At 40.9% G+C, this 18,168-nt stretch carries 18 protein-coding genes and 1 other RNA gene; 11 read left to right on the forward strand and 8 right to left on the reverse strand.

Annotated features, from left to right (window positions below; translation table 11 throughout):
• Nucleotides 1-40: 40 nt before the first annotated feature.
• Nucleotides 41-1,321: an aminotransferase class I/II-fold pyridoxal phosphate-dependent enzyme gene (locus GVN16_RS17905; protein ID WP_166565297.1), complete on the reverse strand. Its 1,281-nt coding sequence runs from the start codon at nucleotides 1,319-1,321 to the stop codon at nucleotides 41-43.
• 272 nt (nucleotides 1,322-1,593) lie between these two features.
• On the opposite strand from GVN16_RS17905, the gene GVN16_RS17910 reads away from it, so the two are divergent.
• The 10 genes from GVN16_RS17910 to GVN16_RS17955 all read left to right on the forward strand — a co-directional run bounded on the left by GVN16_RS17910 (nucleotide 1,594) and on the right by GVN16_RS17955 (nucleotide 10,204).
• Nucleotides 1,594-2,991 (forward strand): DUF4403 family protein, encoded by a 1,398-nt coding sequence (locus GVN16_RS17910; protein WP_166565298.1) that lies wholly within the window; start codon nucleotides 1,594-1,596, stop codon nucleotides 2,989-2,991.
• A 22-nt stretch (nucleotides 2,992-3,013) separates the two neighbouring features.
• An RNA gene (gene rnpB / locus GVN16_RS17915) (RNase P RNA component class A) lies at nucleotides 3,014-3,371 on the forward strand.
• Nucleotides 3,372-3,471: 100 nt separating this feature from the next.
• Nucleotides 3,472-4,035, forward strand: coding sequence for a 30S ribosomal protein S16 (locus tag GVN16_RS17920; protein ID WP_166565299.1), 564 nt, complete (start codon nucleotides 3,472-3,474; stop codon nucleotides 4,033-4,035).
• A gap of 65 nt (nucleotides 4,036-4,100) precedes the next feature.
• On the forward strand, nucleotides 4,101-4,631 hold the full coding sequence (gene rimM, locus GVN16_RS17925) for a ribosome maturation factor RimM (protein WP_166565300.1): 531 nt from the start codon (nucleotides 4,101-4,103) through the stop codon (nucleotides 4,629-4,631).
• 13 nt (nucleotides 4,632-4,644) lie between these two features.
• Nucleotides 4,645-5,319 (forward strand): tRNA (guanosine(37)-N1)-methyltransferase TrmD, encoded by a 675-nt coding sequence (trmD, locus tag GVN16_RS17930; RefSeq protein WP_166565301.1) that lies wholly within the window; start codon nucleotides 4,645-4,647, stop codon nucleotides 5,317-5,319.
• Nucleotides 5,320-5,420: 101 nt separating this feature from the next.
• Entirely contained in the window at nucleotides 5,421-7,955 is a 2,535-nt protein-coding gene (gene gyrA, locus GVN16_RS17935; protein ID WP_166565302.1) for a DNA gyrase subunit A, read from the forward strand.
• Nucleotides 7,956-8,047: 92 nt separating this feature from the next.
• Entirely contained in the window at nucleotides 8,048-9,133 is a 1,086-nt protein-coding gene (locus tag GVN16_RS17940; RefSeq protein ID WP_166565303.1) for a tetratricopeptide repeat protein, read from the forward strand.
• Between the two features lie 61 nt (nucleotides 9,134-9,194).
• Complete coding sequence (locus GVN16_RS17945) at nucleotides 9,195-9,722, forward strand: hypothetical protein (RefSeq protein WP_166565304.1); 528 nt, start codon at nucleotides 9,195-9,197, stop codon at nucleotides 9,720-9,722.
• Between the two features lie 79 nt (nucleotides 9,723-9,801).
• Entirely contained in the window at nucleotides 9,802-9,969 is a 168-nt protein-coding gene (locus GVN16_RS26345; protein WP_409013185.1) for a JAB domain-containing protein, read from the forward strand.
• Nucleotides 9,947-10,204, forward strand: coding sequence for a JAB domain-containing protein (locus tag GVN16_RS17955; RefSeq protein ID WP_310587445.1), 258 nt, complete (start codon nucleotides 9,947-9,949; stop codon nucleotides 10,202-10,204). The genes GVN16_RS26345 and GVN16_RS17955 overlap by 23 nt, the downstream gene beginning before the upstream one ends.
• 384 nt (nucleotides 10,205-10,588) lie before the next feature.
• Here GVN16_RS17955 and GVN16_RS17960 read toward each other — a convergent pair whose 3' ends face one another.
• The 3 genes from GVN16_RS17960 to GVN16_RS17970 all read right to left on the reverse strand — a co-directional run bounded on the left by GVN16_RS17960 (nucleotide 10,589) and on the right by GVN16_RS17970 (nucleotide 12,377).
• Nucleotides 10,589-10,768 (reverse strand): hypothetical protein, encoded by a 180-nt coding sequence (locus GVN16_RS17960; RefSeq protein WP_166565305.1) that lies wholly within the window; start codon nucleotides 10,766-10,768, stop codon nucleotides 10,589-10,591.
• Nucleotide 10,769: 1 nt separating this feature from the next.
• Nucleotides 10,770-11,207: a helix-turn-helix transcriptional regulator gene (locus tag GVN16_RS17965; protein WP_166565306.1), complete on the reverse strand. Its 438-nt coding sequence runs from the start codon at nucleotides 11,205-11,207 to the stop codon at nucleotides 10,770-10,772.
• A 351-nt stretch (nucleotides 11,208-11,558) separates the two neighbouring features.
• Nucleotides 11,559-12,377, reverse strand: a complete 819-nt coding sequence (locus GVN16_RS17970; protein ID WP_166565307.1) for a 2,3,4,5-tetrahydropyridine-2,6-dicarboxylate N-succinyltransferase — start codon at nucleotides 12,375-12,377, stop codon at nucleotides 11,559-11,561.
• 799 nt (nucleotides 12,378-13,176) lie between these two features.
• Between GVN16_RS17970 and gap the strand changes: the two genes are divergently transcribed.
• On the forward strand, nucleotides 13,177-14,187 hold the full coding sequence (gene gap, locus GVN16_RS17975) for a type I glyceraldehyde-3-phosphate dehydrogenase (protein WP_166565308.1): 1,011 nt from the start codon (nucleotides 13,177-13,179) through the stop codon (nucleotides 14,185-14,187).
• 36 nt (nucleotides 14,188-14,223) lie between these two features.
• Here gap and trmB read toward each other — a convergent pair whose 3' ends face one another.
• The 4 genes from trmB to GVN16_RS17995 are packed head-to-tail and all read right to left on the reverse strand — an operon-like array spanning nucleotide 14,224 to nucleotide 18,161.
• Nucleotides 14,224-14,895, reverse strand: a complete 672-nt coding sequence (trmB, locus tag GVN16_RS17980; protein WP_166565309.1) for a tRNA (guanosine(46)-N7)-methyltransferase TrmB — start codon at nucleotides 14,893-14,895, stop codon at nucleotides 14,224-14,226.
• A gap of 2 nt (nucleotides 14,896-14,897) precedes the next feature.
• Nucleotides 14,898-16,193: a folylpolyglutamate synthase/dihydrofolate synthase family protein gene (locus GVN16_RS17985; protein ID WP_166565310.1), complete on the reverse strand. Its 1,296-nt coding sequence runs from the start codon at nucleotides 16,191-16,193 to the stop codon at nucleotides 14,898-14,900.
• Between the two features lie 30 nt (nucleotides 16,194-16,223).
• Complete coding sequence (locus GVN16_RS17990; protein WP_166565311.1) at nucleotides 16,224-17,177, reverse strand: hypothetical protein; 954 nt, start codon at nucleotides 17,175-17,177, stop codon at nucleotides 16,224-16,226.
• 6 nt (nucleotides 17,178-17,183) lie between these two features.
• Nucleotides 17,184-18,161, reverse strand: a complete 978-nt coding sequence (locus GVN16_RS17995; protein ID WP_166565312.1) for an SPOR domain-containing protein — start codon at nucleotides 18,159-18,161, stop codon at nucleotides 17,184-17,186.
• Nucleotides 18,162-18,168: the final 7 nt, after the last annotated feature.

An 18,168-nucleotide genomic window follows, 5' to 3' on the forward strand; every position in this document is an offset into this window, starting at 1 on the left:
GGATAAGGCGAAGCTTTTGAATGTTTTGTATTGGTTATAATTAATATGTCTCTTTAGGCACCCTTACTTTGGGAGCAAAAGCCTTTCTGACCTCTTCACGGTCAAATTTACCCTCGCTTTCCATTTTGGTGATAAAATCAGACAGGAATACCAGCAGGCTGTCAATATCCTCGATGCTGACGTGATTGGTGACTGTGATTCTCAGACCTGTGTTTTTAAGCGGAACGCTTGGGAACGAAGCAATATCTACAAAGAAACCGGCCTCAATCAGGGCTGTGGTGAACATAATTCCGTTTTCGATTGAACCTACGCCTATAAAGAAGATAGGAGTGAGGTACTCTCCGATCAGCGGGATGTTCAGCTGCCTGGACCTCTTGATGAAATACTCTATTCTCTGTTTAATGGCCAGCTGCCTGTCTCCGAAATCCGGTCTCAGGTGGATTTCCACTGATTTAAGAGCTGAAACAATGGTCGAAGGGTGCATTGGGCCTGAGAAAACCATTGTGCTGCCACAGTTTTTAATGGTTTCCTTGATTTTCCGGTCAGGATAAACCATCACCGCACCACCTACGCCCGCTCCTTTGGAAAGTGAAGCTCCGAGGAACAGTTTCTCGTGGTATTTGATCTGGCTCAGAACATAACCGGAGCCTTTGGGTCCTGCCCAGCTCATGCCATGGGCATCGTCAACATACACATGAAGTTGCTCATATTTATTCATCAGGTATTCCAGTTCTTTCATGGGGGCACCATCGCCAAACATAGAATAGACACCGTCAATCATGTACCAGATGTTACGGTGTTTGTCTTTCAGCTGGTTAATTTTTTCTTCCAGAAGATCAAGCTGGCTGTGCCGCAGGAATTCTACATGAGTACCTTCTGATTTGCAAAGGGCGACGGCAGTCTGCACACACTGGTGCACAAACACGTCCATGATGATGGCGTCCTTTCTGTCAACCAGGATCGGCAAATTTGAAATATGGCCCAGCGTGGTAGTGGGGCATATGTTTACGGGCCTTTCAAAAATCTTTTCGAATTGTTCTTCCAGCTGCTCATTCAGGTCAAGGCCTATAAACGATCTGGAAGAAGAGAAAAAAGTGCCGTAACGCCTGATGGCATCAATGGCTGCATCCTGGATTTCCGGATTTATTTCTAAACCAAGATAACTGCAATTCCCGAAAAAAATAACCTCTTTTCCGCTGTTTACAGTGACAGTTCTGCCATTGAGTTGCTGATCTGTTACTCTTGCTTTAAAAATACCAAGTTTCTGGCCAGTGTTGAAAGTGTCATTGACCCACTCTAATTTTTTTGGAATTTGAAACATTGTTAAGTAGTATTTTTATTTTTTTGATAGAAATATGAGCATCAGAAAATACCGCAATAGATGTACCAAAAAAATAGTTGGTGTTAAAAAAAGATTTAATTAGAAAAAAAATGCAATAATAATTCCTTTTTAATATAGATATTAACTAATAAGAGAAATAATTTATACTTATCGTTTTTCCTGTTTTTTTGTGCTTTTCTTTATAATTTTACATAACTTTTACAGTTATACTGAGTGAAAAAGCATTATCGAATTATTTGAAATTTTATTGAATGAAACCAGGATTTAAAGGATTTTTACTGCTCTTAGTTGCCCCCCTTAGTTTGTTTGCTCAGAAAGAGCCCGATTTAAAGGTTGAAGAAACATATACCGAAAAAGTCTTGAAATTTGAACGAAAACCCTCGATTATCAGCCTGCCGCTCGACATTTCCATTGAGGATATCCAGGCCCAGATTAATAAAGGTTTACCTGAGTTGATTTATGAAGATGCCAGTTTTGAAGACAACAAAAATGACGACTTCAAAGTCAAAGTCTGGAGGAAGGGCAATCTTGTTTTTACCTCATTAAAAAATGACGTTTTCAGTTACGAAGTGCCTTTGAAAATCTGGGCACAAAAAAGAGTTTCGGCATTGGGCTATTCCCAGACACCGGCCACTACTTTTGAAATGAAACTGAGGTTTACTTCCCGGTTTTTTATCGGGCAGGACTGGTCTCTGAATACCCAGACCACGCCGAACGGTTATGAGTGGATCTCTAAACCTGTGTTGAAAGTTGGCTACGTCGATATTCCCCTGTCGCCGATTGTCGGAAAGCTCATTGACAATAACCACGCGTCTTTTGCGAAACAGATAGACCAGGTGATTAAGGAAAACTACTCGCTGAAGCCCTACCTGATTGATGCCTGGAATATGGCTAAAAAGCCTTTCCTGGCCTCTGAGGAATACCACACCTGGGTGAAGGTTGAGCCGGTAGACATCTTTTTGACGCCGCTTAAAACCGTAGGGCAGGATCTTAAAACCACCATCGGGTTTAAGGTTTTTGTAGAAACCATCGTCGGAAAGGAGCCGGAGGCCCCCAAACCGGTCACGCAGATACCGCTTTTGAAGACCGTCGATCAGATACCGGAAGTGTTTGAAGTTTCTCTTTTTAATGTGATTTCATACGAAGAGGCCACCAGGATCAGCAAAACCATGTTTGAAGGTCAGACTTTTGAATTCAGAAAAGGGAAGTATAAGATCAGCATAACGGATATGTCTATTTATGGCAGTAAGGAATACCTGGTTATAGAGGTTCAGACCAAGGGAAACCTGAAGGGCACGATTTATCTGAAAGGGATCCCCAAATATGATCCGGTAAGCAGGCAGGTAGTGCTGACCCAGACAGAACTTGACATTAAGTCCAAGAGTTTCCTGGTGAAGGCCGCCAGCTGGTTACTGGAAGGCACCCTGGAGAAAAAGGTGGAAAAAGACTTCGGATTGCCGATGGATGATATCATTAAATTTGCCAAAGCAAGTGTGGAAAGCACCATCAATACAGAGTTCAGCAAAGGCGTAAAAATGAGCGGGGTGATCACAGAAGTGGTGCCCGGTGAGGTACAGGTAAGCGAAGAAGGCATCCTGGCCATTGTGAACTCAAAAGCGAAAGTGCAGTTAAAAGTGAAAGGTTTGTAAAAAATAGCGTAGTTTTGTAGCAGAAATAAGCCATCTTATCGCTTCCCGGCAACGGGGGGAGGAAAGTCCGGACAGCGAAGAGCATCATGCTACCTAACGGGTAGGGACAGCGTTGGCGACGATACTGTTACAGCCAGTGCCACAGAAAATATACCGCCGTGAGCAATCAGGGTAAGGGTGAAATGGTGGGGTAAGAGCCCACCGGTTTGCCAGCAATGGCAGATGCAGGGTAAACCTCATGAGCTGAAAGACCAAATATACCGGCGTTTAAGGGTTGCTCGCCCCAGCCGGAGGGTAGGTTGATAGAGGTACCGGGCGACCGGTATCCCAGATAAATGATAAGTGAAATACAGAATTCGGCTTATAGGCTTATTTCTATTTTTATGGTATTAAAGCTTTTTTATATCGTAGATTGTTTGTACTTTTGCACTCCAAATTTAAAAAAAACCGGGACGGGTTCCCGAATTTAAACAAACAATTATGGCAGTTAAAATCAGATTAGCTAGAAAGGGTCGTAAAAAAATGCCTATTTACGATATCGTTGTAGCAGATGCTAGAGCACCACGTGATGGTCGCTTTATTGAGAAATTAGGTCAGTACAATCCACATTCTACTCCTGCGACTATCGCACTTAAAGGAGACAGAGCTTTGTATTGGCTGATGGTTGGAGCTCAACCAACAGATACAACTAAAAAAATCCTTTCTGTAAACGGTATCATGTTCAAAAAACACCTTCAGATAGGTGTGGACAAAGGAGCCATCACTCAGGAAGTTGCTGACAAGAGATTTGAAGACTGGTTGGCTGAAAAAGCACAGAAAAGAGAAAGCAAAATAGCGAAATTATCATCTGATAAATCTGCTGTTAAAACTGCGATCTTCGAAGCTGAACGTAAGAAAAAAGAAGAAAAAGAAGCTGCAGCCCTTAAAGCTGAGCAGGATCTGATTGCCGCTGCTGAAGCTGCTAATGCTCCTGTAGCTGAAGAAAGTGTTGAAGAAGCTCCTGCTGACGAAGCAGCTGATGCACCTGAAGCAACACAAGAATAATTTTAATCGCATGATAATTAATCCCCTCCAGTTTATGCGGTGGGGATTTTTTTATTTATTTGAATATGACTATTGAAGATTGTTTCTTTTTAGGTAAAGTCACAAAACCCCACGGTGTAAAAGGCGAGGTTGTTTTGTGGTTAGACGTTGATTTTCCTGAATATTATTCAGAAATGGACTCTGTATTTCTGAACATCAAAGACGACCTGGTGCCTTTTTTTATTGATAATATTCAGATCAGGGGCAAAAAATCCATAGCAAAATTTGAAGACATGGACTCGATCGAAAAAACACAACCGATCATCGGGTTAGACATGTACCTTCCTCTTAACCTCTTACCCAAACTGGAAGGAAATAAGTTTTATTACCACGAAGTAATAGGCTATACCATCTTTGATAAGGGTACCCGGCAAAACGTTGGAACACTCAAGGCCATTTACGAAGGTTCAGGACAGGATCTGCTGGCGGTGGACATTGAGGGAAAAGAAGCTTTGATTCCGATCGTCGATGAAATTATCAGTTCTGTCGATCATGAAAATAAAAATATTACAGTCGATTTACCGTTAGGTTTAATAGACTTATATTTAAACCCATAAAACTTTTCCAGTATTGAGAATCGATATAATAAGTTGCCAGCCGGGTTTGTTAGAAGGCTTTTTTGCCCATTCTATCATGAAAAGAGCTGCTGAAAATGGTTCTGCTGAGGTCGTTATTCATGATTTGAGAGATTACGGACTCGGCAAAAACCGTCAGATTGACGATTATGCTTTCGGAGGAGGAGCGGGTATGGTCATGATGATCGAGCCCCTTAGCAAAATCATCAGAAATCTCACGGCAGAGCGTCAGTATGATGAAATTATATACATGACTCCCGATGGTGAAAGATTAAACCAGAAAGCCGTCAACACACTTTCGCTCAGAACCAACCTCATGATCATCTGCGGCCATTATAAGGGCATTGATGAGCGGGTCAGACAACTCTTCGTGACCAGGGAAATCTCCATAGGTGATTATGTACTTTCAGGCGGAGAAATTGCCGCTGCAGCTCTGGCTGATGCCGTCATCCGCCTCATTCCGGGTGTTCTGAACGACGAAACTTCCGCTCTGACCGATTCATTCCAGGATAATTTACTAGCCCCGCCGGTCTATACCAGGCCTGCCGTTTTCGAAGATAAGGCTGTTCCGGAGGTCTTACTGTCTGGTAATGAAAAGCTTATCAACGAATGGAGGCTGGCAAAATCTGTGGAAAGAACCGAAGAACGAAGACCTGATTTATTGCAATAATCATTGGAAAAAGTGCAAAATTTTTGTATTTTTGAACGAATAACAAATACTCAAAAGAATCTAATTTAATAAACTTTTAAAAGTATCTTCACAGATTTAGTATGGCTGAGGAAAATGACAATTTAGACCTTAATTCCCACGATCACGGGACAATAATTCCAATAAATATTGAGGATGAAATGCGTGGAGCCTACATCGATTACTCGATGTCGGTGATTATCTCACGTGCTTTGCCTGACGTAAGAGACGGCTTTAAACCTGTTCACAGAAGGGTTTTGTATGGTATGTCTGAGCTCGGAGTATTCTACAACAGACCTTACAAAAAGTCTGCACGTATTGTAGGAGAGGTTTTAGGTAAGTATCACCCGCACGGTGACAAGTCTGTATATGACACGATGGTCCGTATGGCCCAGCCGTGGTCTCTTCGTTATACTTTGGTTGATGGTCAGGGAAACTTCGGGTCTGTGGATGGTGATGAGCCGGCTGCGATGCGTTATACTGAGGCCAGGTTCAAGAGAATTGCCGAAGAAATGCTGGCAGATATCAATAAAGAGACGGTTGATTATCAACCTAACTTTGATGATTCCCTGACAGAACCTTCGGTATTGCCTGCCAGGATCCCCAATCTGCTTTTAAACGGTACTTCGGGTATCGCCGTTGGTATGGCGACGAATATGGCCCCTCACAACCTCAACGAGGTTGTAGACGGCATTGTGGCTTATATCAACAACCCGGATATTGAAATAGAAGAGCTGATCCAGTATGTTAAAGCCCCTGATTTTCCTACAGGTGGTATTATCTACGGTTACAGCGGTGTTAAATCCGGGTTTGAAACCGGAAGAGGAAGGGTCGTTATCCGTTCTGTGGCCAATTTCGAAGTATCGAGAACAGGTAAAGAGCAGATCGTCGTAACGGAGATTCCTTACATGGTCAACAAGGCGAATATGATCGAAAAAACCGCCCAGCTGATCAATGAAAAGAAAATAGAAGGTATCTCAGATCTTAGGGATGAGTCGGACCGTGACGGTTTGAGAATCGTTTATGATCTTAAAAGAGATGCAGTGCCTAATGTGGTACTGAACAACCTTTACAAACATACCCAGCTTCAGTCGTCTTTCAGTATCAACAACGTAGCCCTGGTTAAAGGAAGACCGGTTACCCTGAACCTGAAAGAACTGATCAAATATTATGTAGAGCACAGACTTGAGGTTATCACCCGCAGAACGCAGTATGAGCTGAAAGAAGCGGAGAAAAGAGCTCATATTCTCGAAGGTTTACTGATTGCCCTTGATCACCTTGATGAGGTAATTGCATTAATCAGGAACTCAAAAGACCCTGAAACAGCCAAAAATGGTCTGATCGAGACCTTCAGTTTGTCTGAAATCCAGGCCAGGGCCATTCTTGACATGAGACTTCAGCGTCTTACGGGTCTTGAAAGAGATAAGATCATCCAGGAATACAAAGAAATCAAAGAACTGATCGAAGATCTGAAAGCCATTCTTGCTTCGGAAGAAAGGAAAAAAGACATTATCAAGGAAGATCTTCAGGACATCAAAACCAAGTATGGTGATGCCAGACGTTCTAAAATCGAAATGGCCGGCGGTGAGTTCAACATCGAGGACATGATTCCGGATGATGAAATGCTGGTTACCGTTTCAAACCAGGGATATATCAAGAGAACAGCTCTTAATGAATACAAAACACAAGGCAGGGGCGGTACCGGGTCAAGAGGCGTAAAAACCAAGGACGAGGATTACACCGAGCACCTGTTTATGGCCACTAACCATAATTACCTGCTGTTTTTCACTGAAAAAGGTAAACTATACTGGCTGAGGGTATTTGAAGTGCCTGAAGGCAGTAAAACGTCGAAAGGAAGGGCCATTCAAAACCTGATCAATATCGAGCAGGGAGATAAAATCAAGGCGGTTCTGAATGTTAAGACACTTTCTGATGAGGATTATATCAACAATAACTATATTGTGATGTGTACTCAGGCCGGAACAGTGAAGAAAACGCTCCTTGAGGCTTATTCAAGACCAAGACAAAACGGTATCATAGCGATCAATATCAACGAAGGCGACACTCTTCTGGATGTGGCTCTGACCAACGGAAACGATTATATCATCATTGCGGCATCACAAGGTAAAGCGGTGAAATTCCACGAATCGGGCATCAGACCAATGGGTAGGGGAGCTACCGGGGTAAGGGGTATAACCCTGGCACCGGACGATAAGGTAATCGGGATGATCTGTGCCGACCGCGAAGATGCCCAGTTACTGGTGGTTTCTGAAAACGGATACGGTAAACGTTCGGATATTTCTGAGTACAGAATCACTTCAAGAGGTGCAAAAGGTGTGAAAACACTTAACATTACCGACAAAGTGGGTAATCTCGTGGCCATCAAACAAGTGACTGACGAAGATGATCTGATGATTATTTCAGTAAAAGGTATTGCCATTCGTATGAGTGTGTCTGAATTACGCGTTATGGGTAGAAATACACAGGGTGTGAAGCTGATCAAACTCAACGAAAAAGACGGAATCGCTTCTGTAACGAGGATCATCAGGGAAGAAGAAATTGAAGATGAGACAGAAAATGGAGAATCTTCATCAGAAAATGGTGAAAATGCCGTTTAAATGTTAATTTTGAGTTAATGCATTCAAATTTGATTATTTTTTGAATAAACTATAGTCTAAATAATAATTTTAATTACCAAACCAAATCTAAAATGAAGAAATTGTTTGTTCTGGCTCTAAGTTGTGCCACCTTCAGCTCTTACTCGCAGGGAGCCGTAGACCCGATAAAGGAAGCAACTTGTAAATCTTTTAAGGCAGCAGTAGAAGAGAACTTAAAAAATACAGAGAACCCGAAAAAGAATACAAAAAGTGCAACATGGGTTAAACTGGCTGAATCTTACAGAGATTTTGCTGATCAGTGTGGAACCGATTCACTGGCTTCTATTAAGTCTTACGAAACTTATGTGAAAGCCCTGGAAGTTGAAAAAGCGGCAGGCGGAAAAAAAGCAGCCGAAATCGAAGAGGCTTTGAAAGGGGAGAGGTTGTTTACCTCACTGATGGCTCAGGGTGCAGCTCACTACAATAACAAAAATTTGGGTGTAGCTTCTAAAATGTTCGTTTTGGCTAACACTGTAAATCCTAAAGATACTACAGCTACTTTGTATGCGGGTATTGTTTCTCAGCAAAACAACGACTACGCAACAGCCAAAGAAAGTTTCAACAAATACCTGGCTCAGGGAGCAAAAGACCCTGCGGTATTTTACAGTCTTGCAACGATTTACAAGAATGAAAAAAATGTTGAAGAGTCTATCAATATCCTGAAAAAAGGTATTGCCGTTAATCCTGGTGATAAAGATTTGAGAGCTGAGCTCATCAACAGCTACCTGGCTACCAACAAGTTAGAAGATGCCATCAAAGATCTTCAGCACCTGGTGCAGGCTGATCCTAAAAACATCAACAACAAATTGAACCTGGGTATCATCTATGACAACGCCGGTAAAAAAGAAGAAGCTAAAAAAGTGTACGAAGAAATCCTTCAGCAGGATGCTAAAAACTTTGACGCTAACTTCGGCTTAGGTGTTTTGTATTTCAACGAAGCTGTTGAGATCAAAAAAGCTGTAGATGCCATGGATATGAAAACCTACGCTAAAGAAGGTAAGGCGGTTGAGAAAAAAGTTTGTGAGAAATTCACACTGGCTAAACCGTATTTCACAGCTTCTCTTGCAGCAAAACCTACTGATGCTGACACTGTAGAAAACCTGAAAAACCTTGACAGAGTATTAGAGCAATGTAAATAATATGTTTTGAGAAAAAGGCCGGTTTGAATAAAACCGGCCTTTTTTTTATATCAGAATTTTTATGGCTGCAAAAAAACGAACCCTCAGTCCGGATACCATCATCGCGATTTCCGCTACCATTGTCAGTGCCTGTGCATTGATCATCACGATTTACCAGACATCGCTCATGCGTGAGCAGCAACTGAAAACGGTCTGGCCATACCTGATTACCAGCGAGATGGTTGACGAAAACCAGAAAATGTCCATCATTATTACCAATAACGGCATTGGCCCGGCGATTGTTGACAGCGTCAGGATTGAGTATAAAGAACAATCGTACAAAAGCTACGTGGAAGTGGTTAAACAGATCTCCAAAGAACTGAATCGCGGAGAATATGGATTAAGATGGAGTCATAACAGTATCAGTAAAGGCTCTGTGATTCAGTCGGGTAACGGCTCGGAATGGATAACTGTCAACGGAGAAGAGGATAACAAGATATTTGCAGAAAGAATGAGAGATGTCAAATCTTATATTTATTACCGGTCAATTTATGACGAGAAATGGTGCTCGCAATATCACGTGTCGGATAAGTCAGTAATCGAGCTATGATCGGTTCTGGTTTTTCTATTTAACATAATATAAATTATATAACAAATAGATAATTGTCTTTTCATCCTTCTTCCGGCAGATCTTCAGGATTGCTGTTTATAAATTAACTACAAAATTAATCCTGGTTCACAATCATCCCAGTGGTAATACCAATGTTTCTGATTTGGATAAAAGTTTAACCAATCGTCTGATAGATAATTGTCTTTTCATCCTTCTTCCGGCAGATCTTCAGGATTGCTGTTTATAAATTAACTACAAAATTAATCCTGGTTCACAATCATCCCAGTGGTAATACCAATGTTTCTGATTTGGATAAAAGTTTAACCAATCGTCTGATGGTAGTTGGTCAGTTATTGGAAATCCAGGTAATCGATCAGTTGAAACTGGAAAATACACTTCACATCGCAAAGAAGATGAAATTAAAAGGCATGGATATAAAAACCATATCCGAAATCACCGGGCTGAGTCCTGAAGATATCTGATGATTTCAAATCTCACCGACATGCTCTTTTATTAAATTCCGAGCCATTTTTAACCAGATTTGATTCGCTCTGAGAATTGAATATCCTGCGTCAATCCCGGGGCTGGCACAAAATATTCAATTCTCGCGGGCTATGGAAAATGACCCGAAACGAGTGATTTTTCTTCTGTTTTTCCAGAAATGCAATTCACTTAAATGGTACTGCGGGTATTTTTGTCAGCCATGAAAACATCACCGGTTTTTTGCAAACTATTTTGCTTTGGGCAGATATTTAAACTTCCGCCTCAATTACTGAGCGGGGTACAATACCTGAGAAAGAATATCAGGCCGGGCCTCACAGATCGATACAAACTGTGAGCAGGTTTGATGATGTACAGCTCGTGATTTATCTCAGGTTAATTCTGCTCCCCAGATAAATGATCAGCAACATGGACGGGATAATAAAATAAATAGGTGTCTGAACCGGGAGTCTGAAAATGAAGTCGATGATGAGTACTACAATACAAATGGCGATAGCGACTCCGGGCATAATTCTGTAAACAAGTCTCTTAAAAAAATCGGACATCTTAACCAGCAGCGTTAAATTCTGTAAATGTTTTGTCATTGTAAAAAACGACAATTTTTTCGATTTTTCTCAGATCTTTGCCATTTTTAGTTTGACCCGATTCGGTCTGAGAATTGAATATACTGTGCATAGCCCCGGCCTGATTAAAAATATTCGATTCTCGCGAGCCTGAAAACTGGGTAAACAGGTCACTAAAATCCTGATTCTTAGCAATTTGCCCCACGATTTCCATGTCAATTTCTTCATCATCCAGGAACCATTTATAGCCTAATTCCGGAAATTTACCCATAATTTTCTGTACAATCTCCAGACTGGGCTTGTTACGGCCTGACAATATATGGCTGATGATGGGCCGGCTGACTTCTATAAAATCAGCAAACCGCGTAGAGGTTAATCCCAGGCCAATAATTAACTTTTCTATTTTATCTTTCAACTCCATTTACAAAAGTAAACTAAGGATAATTAACAATTATAAATAATTATTTCCAAATGTAAACATTAGTATTTACAATTGCAAATTTGACAATTAATAATTGTAAACTCGACGTAAATATGCTCTGAGATATTACCAAAGGCCATTTTTGTATTATTTTTATATTTCAAAAATATTTGAAAACTCAGAATTTAGAAAAGTAAAAATTAATTTGACAAAACATTTGTTTTATAAAAAAGCTATTGTTTACATTTGTGAAGACTTTAGTGCTTTCTTATAAAAAAATTCGTGCTTCCTATAAAACAAAAAAGGCTCTTCAAATCAATTTGAAGAGCCTTTTGCATTAAAAAATGCCTGTTATACCGTCACATTATTCTCTCTCAGAGCTTCGTTAAGAGAAGTTTTCAGGTCTGTACTTGCCTTTCTTTTGCCGATAATCAGTGCACATGGCACACCATAATCACCTGCAGGGAATGATTTCGTGATAGTTCCTGGTATAACTACCGAGTTTTCAGGTACTACGCCAATGTACTGAACCGGTTCGTCGCCTGTCACATCAATGATCTTCGAACTTCCGGTGATGGTAACACCCGCACCCAACACGGCTCTCTTACCGATATGAGCTCCTTCCACCACGATACACCTGGATCCGATAAAAGCTCCGTCTTCGATAATAACCGGCGAAGCCTGAGGTGGTTCCAATACACCACCGATACCCACGCCACCGCTCAGGTGAACGTTCTTACCGATTTGTGCACAGCTTCCGACGGTTGCCCAGGTATCTACCATGGTTCCTTCGTCCACATAGGCACCGATATTGACATAACTTGGCATCAGAATCACACCTTTAGCCAAAAAAGCACCATATCTGGCCACAGCCGGTGGAACAACCCTTACACCCAGGGCGTCATAATTATTTTTTAATTGCATTTTATCATGATACTGGAAGATACCTGACTCCTGAATTTCCATTTTTCTTAGTGGAAAATACAGGATAATGGCCTTTTTAACCCATTCGTTAGTAACCCAGGTACCATCTTCACCGGGATTAGCAACTCTAAGTTCTCCTTTGTCTACTAATGCCACTACCTCATTAATTACTTCAACGGTTTTAGGGTCGCTTAGTAACTCACGATTGTCCCAGGCTTTTAAAATAAGGGCTTCTTTCTCTTTCATTGAACAAACTAAAGATTATATATATTAATTAAAACTTTACGAATAAGTGACTATTTTACTGGTTTACAGGCTGTTGTAATGTTAAATATCAGGCAGTTCGCAAAAACGGGCATTTGATTATTTTAAGCCAAATTATATTCTGCACAACGGTTACAACTATCAAAAATACGGTATTTTAATTAGTAAAACCAGAAAATAGAAATACTAATATAAGTAGTATTGTTAGCAATCTAAGGATATCTGTAGTCATTCAATAGTTAGTATTACGGGAGGCATCCCTCCTATTTTAATATACTTTTACTAATTATAACATGCTAAAGGCTTAAATATAGCAGATTAACAGGCACATATAGGGTCAAATTTTCTTATATAAGTCTTATTTACCCCTTACACCAGCTCAGGAATCCGGCGAATGCTTATCAATACTCTGGACTATCTTTACAGAGATAATTTGGAGCTATATTATAACGGGTGAGAATGGAATGAGGCTTTCAGGGCTAACTAATATGTTAAAATTGCTTGATTAATAGAATGTTACAGGCATAATTAGTATTATAAACAGTGGAATGTTCAATCTCAAAGTAATTACTAACAGGATGAATTCCGATTGATTTATATATTACTAATTTGAATAGTAATACTAATACGCTTTGATTCGCTTGTTTTATGAGATTTCTTTCAGTGTCGTCATACGGCTCAGAATTGTCTAAAATAACAGAATTTAATCTTGTCTATATTTCATAATCCTGTATAATCTCATTATTTTTGTGGTACTTTTACCAAAAATTGAAATAATCGAATGAAAAACATCAAAGTTGCTATTAATGGTTTCGGACGTATCGGTCGTCTCGTTTATCGTCAGATTTATAACATGGAAGGGATAGACATCGTTGCCATCAATGATTTGACAAGCCCTAAGACTCTTGCTCACTTATTGAAATACGACACTGCTCAGGGAAGATTCGAACAAAAAGTTGAATCTACTGAAAATTCTATAGTTGTTAACGGTGATGTTATCAATATCTATGCTCAGAGAGATCCATCTCAAATTCCATGGGGAAGCCACGATATCGACGTTGTTTTGGAATGTACAGGTTTCTTCACAAGTGCTGAAAGTGCTTCAGCTCACCTGAAAGCCGGTGCTAAAAAGGTAGTTATCTCTGCTCCTGCTACTGGTGACCTGAAAACTATCGTATTTAATGTTAACCATGAGATCCTTGACGGTTCAGAGACTATCATCAGCTGTGCATCATGTACAACTAACTGTCTGGCTCCAATGGCTCAGGTTTTAGAAAAAGAATTTGGTATCGTTAACGGTATGATGACTACAGTTCATGCTTACACCAACGATCAGAATACACAAGATGCTCCGCACCCGAAAGGTGACTTGAGAAGAGCAAGAGCTGCTGCTCAGAACATCGTTCCGAACAGTACCGGTGCTGCTAAGGCCATCGGTCTGGTATTGCCTGAACTGAAAGGTAAACTGGATGGTTCTGCTCAACGTGTTCCTACCCTTACAGGTTCATTGACTGAGTTGACTGTTATTCTTGCCAAGAAAACAACTGCTGAAGAAATCAACACTGCTATGAAAAGTGCGGCTAACGAAAGTTTCGGATATACTGAAGACGAAATCGTAAGCGGTGATGTTGTAGGTATCAACTTCGGTTCATTGTTTGACGGAACTCAGACTAAGGTTCAGAATGTAGGCGATACTCAGTTGGTAAGAACTGTAAGCTGGTATGACAACGAAATGTCTTATGTTTCTCAACTGGTGAGAACAGTGAAATATTTTGCAGGATTGATCAAATAATTCTGGTCCTCCTTGCATTTCATAAAAAAAGCTCCTTTACGGAGCTTTTTTTATGAGTTTTGCTTTGATGTAATTGATGGTGCTACCCTGTTCATGAAAAAGTTTTTCATAATGGGTGATGATATTGTGATGCTCGTCCCACAAAGGAGAATGATACAGATCATTGGTGTGGTCCAGGATTTCAAAATCCGGATCCTGCTTTAAAACCTCCAGGGAATAGTCATAAAGAAAGCTGCTGTCTGTTTTAAGATGGAATATGCCTTCTTTCTTTAAATATTTTTTATATATATTGAGAAAATTCTGATTGGTCAGCCTTCTTTTCTCTTCTTTATCCCTCGGTTGCGGATCAGGATGCACCAGCCAGATTTCAGATACTTCATCAGGCTCAAAGAACTCATCCAGAAACTGTATGCCTGTTCTGAGAAAAGCCACATTGCTAAGGTTCAGCTGACCTGCAATTTTACTTCCTCTGGCTATCCTGTCGCCTTTGATGTCAATGCCGATAAAGTTTTTTTCGCTGAAGTTTTTACCCAGGCCTACCGTGTACTCGCCTTTACCGCAGGCCAGCTCCAGGGTAATCGGGTTCTGGTTTTTAAAGTACTCGTCGTTCCATTTGCCTTTGATGGTGGTATAGAGTGCTTTTCCACGTTCTATTACATTATTCGCCAGCTTATTATGATCAAATCTGTGTTGCTTTTTTCTAGACACGCTTATAAATTGTTTATTTCTGCTACTAAATAGGTGCTGCCACCAATAAAAATAAAATCTTCGGGACCGGCATGTTCGCGGGCATTCTGAATGGCGTCGTTCACATTGTCAAAATAGTTCGCTTTCAGGTGATTTTCGTCTGCAACTCTGCGTAACTCGTCCTTATTCAATGCCCTGAATGAGTCGAAAGTACAAAAATAAAAACGGGCATCTGCCGGAAACAGGCCAATGACTTTATTGACATCTTTATCTTTGACAAAGCCCAGTATAAAATGACACCTGGATGATTCTTTAGATTGAAAATGGCGTGTGGTGATCTTCAGGGCGTGTTCGTTGTGACCTGTATCACAAATCATCAGCGGCTGTGTGCCAAGTACCTGCCAGCGGCCTTTAAGAGAAGTATTTTTGATGACATGGAGTAAGCCGTCGCTCAGTTGCTGCCCGGAGATACTCAAGCCGATTCCGTTGAGTGCTTCAGCCGCGGTTATGACACCCAGGATGTTGCTTTTCTGATAAGAACCGGTTAAACCTGAATTGTACCTCTTTATTTCCCCGTTTGTTTTATTTCTTATGCTGAGCTCCAGGGCAATGCCCTCGCCGGAGTGTTCTTCTGTGATCTCAAAGCGGTCTTTTGCAAAAGTAATGGGTGCGTTTTTCGCCATGGCCATTTCTTTAAATACCATATGGGTTTCGTCCTGGTATTCTGAAACAACGACCGGAATATTTTCTTTGATGATCCCGGCTTTTTCGAAAGCTATTTTTTCGAGTGTGTGTCCTAGCAGCTCCTGGTGGTCTAACCCGATATTGGTGATCAGCGAAAGTATGGGGGTTATGATGTTGGTAGAATCAAACCTGCCTCCCAACCCTACTTCGATCACGGCAATGTCTACTTTTTCGTCTGAAAAATATTTGAATGCCAGGGCCACTGATAATTCGAAGAATGAGGGCTTTATTTCATCAATAAGATCGAGGTTTTGTTCTACAAACCCGTTCACATAAGATTCCGGGGCCATGTTTCCGTTAATCCTGAACCGTTCGCGGTAGTCTTTCAGATGTGGTGAGGTATAAAGACCGGTTTTGTAGCCAGCCTCATACAATATGGAGGCCAGAAAGTGAGAAGAACTGCCCTTTCCGTTGGTACCGGCCACATGAATGCTTTTAAAGTCATTCTGTGGGTTGCCCAAACGGTCACATAATTTGATTATGTTAAATAGCTTTGGGTTTATGGCTTTCGCTCCGATTTTCTGAAATGCCGGAAGTTTGTCGTATAAAAACCTGATAGTTTCCTGATAATTCATTTGCTGCACTGAATTGAGCCGCAAAGATAATCAATTTCCTCTGGTAATGTTAATGGTAATTGTTCCGGATGCTCTCGGAGGCGGCGTACCTTCGGGAACAAGGTAAGAACTGAGTTTCTGAGAGATATAATTTTTGTAGAAATTCGTTACAGAAGGGCTTAAACCGGTTTCCATGACGATGATACTTACTACATCACCTGTATCGTCGACGGTTACTTTGAAAACAATACGGCCTGTTTCGTCTGATTTATCTTTTGGTAATGAGAAGCTTTTTTTGTTCCAGCCTGAAATGCTGACAGATGCACCGCCGGTACCTCCTTTGCCGGGAGTTCCGTAAAGGCTTTTGCCGTCCAGTGTTCCTCTCGGGTCTCCCTTATCTCCTACTTCACCTTTTTTGCCATCTCCGTTGTTGTTCCCTCCTATTCCGTCACGGGTTCCGACTGTTCCGTTTGACGCACTGGAGTTTGAGCCGCCTTTTTTGAACAGTGAACCCTGATCTACAGTTCTTTGTGGTTGTGGCGGGGTTGGTTTTGTGGTGGTAGTCGTAGTAGGATTACTGACCGGGGCTGTATTTTTTACCGGGGCGTCAGTCGTCTTTTTGACAGTCACTTTACTTTCATCTGTTTCTGAACTGATCACCGGTGGTTGTTTTGTTGGTGTCACTTTCTTTTCAGGAGCGGGAGGAGTTACGTTTTTTACCGGCTGAGGTTTCGGAGTTTCTTTTTTCTCTTCCTCTTTTTCAGCAGGCTTTACATCATAATTATTTTTGGAAGCATTGGCTTTGTTAAGCGTCTGGATATCTCCCGAACCTACCAGGTCTACACCATAGTTAAGGTCCACTCCCATGGCCAGCGGTTCCGCTATCGGCTCGTACATGATTTTGAAGAAAAACAGCAGGGCCAGGAATATTACATAAATAACAGCACTGATGCCCAGGGCCTGTCCTTTGAAGTCTTTATCGTCTAATTGAGAAGAAATGTTCATGATCTTCTAGTTAATTTTATTATAAACGGCTTTATCTCCGGTTAATTGTTCAATTTTTCTTACGATTTTCTGAGCTTCCTGCTCATCTCTGACCAAAACGTATACTTTGGTCAATTTATTCATTTTCTCGGTCTCAGCTACTATGCCATTTTCCTTCAACTGGTATTTGAGCTGATTGATATTGCTTTTATCTCTGAACACCCCTACTGTAATAATATAGTTGTATTCCGTATTTTCTTCAGAAGGTTTTATTATTTTTTCCTGTTTTGGTTCGGGTTGCACCAGGTCCGCAATGACGGTGTCTGTCTGAAGACTGATGGTATCAAACAGCGGTTCGTTGAGTTTGGTAGAGTCGAAACTTTCTGCAATAGCCGATCTGTTCTTTTTATCTATGACAGGGTCTTTTTTCAGGAACAGGATATAAACCAGGCCTGAAATCAGGATCAGAATAGGAAGCAGATATAGTATGACACGTAATGCCTTGTGAGATTTAGGCTTTTTGTTATTGGGAATCGTATCGAAATAATCGTCACTCAGGGTGATCTCTTCCAGGTTGATTTTAGTCTTTACTCCTCCTGAAGTTTTCAGAGGAGAAATATTGTCTTCATAAAAGTTGATGCTTTTATAAATCTTAAAATCAATGTTTCCTGAATTATTCACCTCAAAATACCCTAAATCACTCATATCAAAGCTGTTATTCTCAGATAACTCGGAAAAAACGCCCTGAAGGAAAACATGATATTGTTTTTCCACCTCTTTTACCGGCTTGAAGTATTTCTCAGCGAGAATGTGGTAAAATTTCGAATTAAGGTCTTCCCTGATTAAAGGATTAAAATCAAAAGTTTTGTATGGACCTTGTATCCCGGAGGTTTCCTCGTTGATTTTCGGCTGCTCGAACCTGGCTACAAAAGCTCCAAGTTCGGGTAGCACCAGAAAATCATTGCGATAGAGTTGCTCCAGTATCTCTTTTTCAAAAGAAATCATTCATTAG

Source organism: Emticicia sp. CRIBPO (genome assembly GCF_009905725.1).
In the GTDB taxonomy this organism is placed as follows: Bacteria; Bacteroidota; Bacteroidia; order Cytophagales; family Spirosomataceae; genus Leadbetterella.